This is a genomic window from Aeromicrobium sp. (genome assembly GCF_014378035.1).
In the GTDB taxonomy this organism is placed as follows: Bacteria; Actinomycetota; Actinomycetes; order Propionibacteriales; family Nocardioidaceae; genus Aeromicrobium.
In genome coordinates, this window is sequence record NZ_JACMOM010000356.1 from 1 (window position 1) to 3,961 (window position 3,961).

At 64.3% G+C, this 3,961-nt stretch carries 3 protein-coding genes; 2 read left to right on the forward strand and 1 reads right to left on the reverse strand.

All coding sequences use genetic code 11. From position 1 onward, the window contains the following. Nucleotides 1-283 precede the first annotated feature (283 nt). A complete protein-coding gene (locus tag H7290_RS18830) occupies nucleotides 284-700 on the forward strand; it encodes a hypothetical protein (protein ID WP_290515556.1) in 417 nt (138 codons plus the stop codon). A 79-nt stretch (nucleotides 701-779) separates the two neighbouring features. On the opposite strand, the gene H7290_RS18835 is transcribed toward H7290_RS18830, so the two are convergent. Next, a complete protein-coding gene (locus tag H7290_RS18835) occupies nucleotides 780-1,421 on the reverse strand; it encodes a hypothetical protein (RefSeq protein WP_290515557.1) in 642 nt (213 codons plus the stop codon). A 1,661-nt stretch (nucleotides 1,422-3,082) separates the two neighbouring features. Between H7290_RS18835 and H7290_RS18840 the strand changes: the two genes are divergently transcribed. Then, on the forward strand, nucleotides 3,083-3,961 hold an 879-nt coding region (locus H7290_RS18840), incomplete at its 3' end, for a PAS domain-containing protein (protein ID WP_290515558.1).

The window sequence follows — 3,961 nt, forward strand, 5'->3', positions numbered from 1 at the left end:
ACGGCTACCGCCGCCGAGCCCCTCGATCTCACGAGCCCGCAGCCGGTGGGACAGGCACCAACAGTGGTTGGCGCGGCGGGTGCGGTTAATGACGTCAGCGAAGTCCTCGAAGCGGTCAGGTGTCACCGAGTGCGTCTCCCACGTCATGGGACCACTCCATCACAGCCGCCGACACCGGGGCCCGATCCCTGTGCGGGACAGGTTTGCGAACCGAAACCCCGGAATCCTCACGGTCCTCCGGTCGTTATGTAAACCAGAAGCAAGGTCGAGATCGGGAGGATACATGGCAGCGAATGTCCAGTTCGAGGACGACAACGGACAGGTGGTGCGTTACGTCCGTCACGCCAACGGCGGCGGGCTGGTCTCACCGCAGGCGCGGGTGCACGAAGGTGCCTTGGTGGCCTCGACGGCCTACGTCGAAGCTGGCGCGCAGGTGGGCGACGGCTCTCGGATCGGCGCAGGCAGCTGGCTGGATCACGACGTGATCGTCGGGGAGAACGTCGTCGTCGCAGGGAACGTGCACCTCGGCCCTCGCACGCGGGCTGAGGACGGGACGTGGATTGGCACGGGAGCGCGCGTCGGGTCCGACGTTGTGATCGCACGCTGTGCGCGGGTAGCACCCGACGCCGTCGTCCGTGACTTAGCCGTCGTGCGTCGTCGCGCAGGCTCCGGTGGCTCGGAGTTCAGGATCGCGGCGTAGACCGGGTTGTGCCCGTTCGAGCAGGGCCCGGGCGGTCAAGCGTTGGCGACACCGATCAGATCGTCCTAAGCCGTTCCGCCTACGGGGTCAGGATGCAGTCGCCGCAGGTAGCATCCGTCGATGCTGATCGGACCTCGCTGGCGCGGTAGATAAGACAGCAGCTCGATCGTCGAAAATTCTTTCCCGATGGGCTGTTGGTCGGATTGAGTTCGGGGTCGTGCAGCAGTGCGTTGGCTACTGCTCGGCTGGCGGGCAGTAAGTCGCTGCGTTGGCTGCTGATGAGGGTCGCGGCGCCGTTGATAGCGGAGGCGATGTTGCCTTGCAGGACCAGGCGCGACACAGGCACCGTTGCCGCGACGGCATCGGTCAGCGCGCGGATAAGGCCGTTGATCAGGATCTCGCGCAGCAGCGCCGCGTCTTTGGCAGTGTCGATGGGCTGGTGACTCAAGGCCGCTCCCGTTATGTCGGGTATGGACAGCGGGAAGGCTCCGCCAAGCTGGTCTTGCCACCACACCCTGGACAGATCCGTGCAGGGTAGATGACCGGTTGTCACGACGAATGCGAGAGCAGGGGAGATGAGCCGAGCGACGAGGCCAAGGTGGGTCACCGAGGCGGCTACCTTGTGCTCGATCCGCTGGACGGGCCGCCCGGCGGCGAGCGCGGCTCGGACCGCATCGATGCGCGTCATCATCAGGCCCGGTTGCTCGACGAGGTCGAGCAACGGCCGCCATGGCTGGACCGGGATCGCATCGGGAGGATGGATTCCGACGGCGAAGAACGGGCCCAGCGCCGCTATGCCACCGGTTACGTCGCGCAGTGTGGGCCGGTCCTCGGGTATGCACCTGCTCACCGCGACGCCCCTATCGACTCACGGTCGGGTTCGGCCGGGGCCCTAACGTCGGGTTCGACCAACCGCTCGAGCAGTTCTCCGACGATCAAGCCGGTGGTGGTCCAGATGAGCAGCATGTTGATAATCGAGTCCGAGCGTAGGCGGTTCCCTATATCTACGACAGGTCACAGTGGATCTTCGTTGTTTGCTAGGCAAACCATATGCCTGACCACCACCTGAACTTCACGGACCTGACCATCAAAGACGAGGTCGCCACCGTGACTGCGCCGCGGACGCAAAGCTCGTAAGCCGATCGATCTACGGGCACGTGCGATCGCCACCACGTTGCCAGGTCTCTCTTGCGTTACCCATCCACTCACTCCCGATCGAGATGGTTGGGGCTTCAAGATGCGCCTAGATTGCTCGCATGTCGAACGAGCCAGCTATCGAAGAGGCAAAGCCACCGGACGCAATCGCGTTCCTCGTCCGCGATGCCCGGCGGAACGTGATGGGGTACTCCTGGCGTCTTTGGTGGGGCCGGACGTCGTTCTACATGAAGCCCCGATATGCGCCTCTCGCTGGACTTAAAGTCAGCATGCATGGCCCCGACCCTCGTCACGGCCTGCCCGGCTTCAAAGTCGACTTCGATCGAGCTGCTCTCCCAGGAGCACGTTTGGCTGGGGGCGTCGCCGTCGCTCACTCCGACACGTTGCCAGCCCGGTTCCCTGGGCGACCTCTGGCCAACGGGCGCGCTCTCCACGTCGCGCGAATCCGCCACCCGTGGGTGATGTTCCACCGAGGCGTGCCGTCGGCCCCGACACCAACGGTTCCCAAGGGCAACGCTGTCGCTCCGGTAGTCCGGCCACCTGAGCAGACGTACGCCGTCGATGTCGACATCTATGTCTGTGAGAGGGAACCGTTCTGGCCCAATGAGACCAAAGCTCGCATAGCCGACGCTGCGTTCGGACCGTTGCGCAACGCCGCTGGGCAGTACCTAACGGCCGTCGCCCACCACCGCTCGGTGTTGCGTTCTCCGTCACCCGAAGGGCTGATACGCGGCCACCCGGAGGGCGCTGGCGATCTCGTGCGCGGACTCGGACTCCGCGTCGACCAAGGCGTCCTTTGGGTCTGTGAACAGCTGCTGTCAAAGGCTCAGTTAATCACCGCTGCCAAAAAGCTGGATTCCACTTGAGCATCGCCCGTCTATTCGTGAGCTGATCGGTGACCGGTCACCGATCCGGCTACGAGACGAGCTCAGCGGTTGTGCCGAGCGGCTGCATGCTCCGTTGACCGTTCCGGTTGTGGGACGAGCGAACGGTCGATTTGTCCAGTTTAGGTAATCCTTATCTGGTGAGGCGCTGCCCGACGTAGAGTCGTTTCTTGACCTCTTACCAGAAGTTGCGCGCTGACTAATGCGGTTCTAAGGGGACCAGGATGTCTTTGAAGACACGTAAGTCCGAGAGTCTGCTGGAGGCTGTGCCGGACGTGCCCACGACCACATTGCCACGAACCAACGCATCGGGTCCTGCGGTCTGCTTGCTGTGCTCGTGGAGATGGGCGTGAGGAGTCCGCGGACGGCTACTTCTCCCGAGGCGGGCGTCGGGGCTGGCAGGGCGGTTGTTGCAGAGCACAGTTTCGAGCAGATCAAGGCCCGTAGCGCCTTGATGGAAGCGATCTTCAGCAGCGCGTACTTCTGGCAGATGGCCACTGACGCGGCCGGTGTCATCCAGATCTTCAACGTGGGCGCGGAGGCGATGCTGGGCTATGACGCGGTCGACGTGGTGGACCGGATCACCCCCGCGGACATCTCCGACCCCGAGGAGCTCATCAAGCGGGCGGCGGAGCTCAGCGTGGAGCTGGACACCGCGATCGCGCCGGGTTTTGAGGCGCTGGTCTTCAAGGCCAAACGCGGCATCGAGGACAGCTACGAGCTGACCTACGTCCGCAAGGACGGCAGCCGCTTCCCGGCCATCGTCTCGGTGACCGCGCTGCGAGACGCGCAAGAGGACATCATCGGGTACCTGCTGATCGGGACCGACAACACCGCGGCCAAGGCCCGCGGCGCCCTGTCGGACGCCATTGTCAAGAGCGCGTACTTCTGGCAGATGGCCACTGACGCGGCTGGGGTCATCCAGATCTTCAACGTGGGCGCCGAGGCGATGCTGGGCTATGACGCGGTCGACGTGGTGGACCGGATCACCCCCGCGGACATCTCGGACCCCGAGGAGCTCATCAAGCGGGCGGCGGAGCTCAGCGTGGAGCTGGACACCGCGATCGCGCCGGGTTTTGAGGCGCTGGTCTTTAAGGCCAAACGCGGCATCGAGGACAGCTACGAGCTGACCTACGTCCGTAAGGACGGCAGCCGGTTCCCGGCGATTGTGTCGGTGACCGCGCTGCGAGACGCGCAAGAGGACATCATCGGGTACCTGCTG

What these genes read in the sequence shown, in the direction of transcription:
- H7290_RS18830 (WP_290515556.1), top strand. Translation starts at nt 284, where the DNA reads ATGGCAGCGAATGTCCAGTTCGAGGACGACAACGGACAGGTGGTGCGT.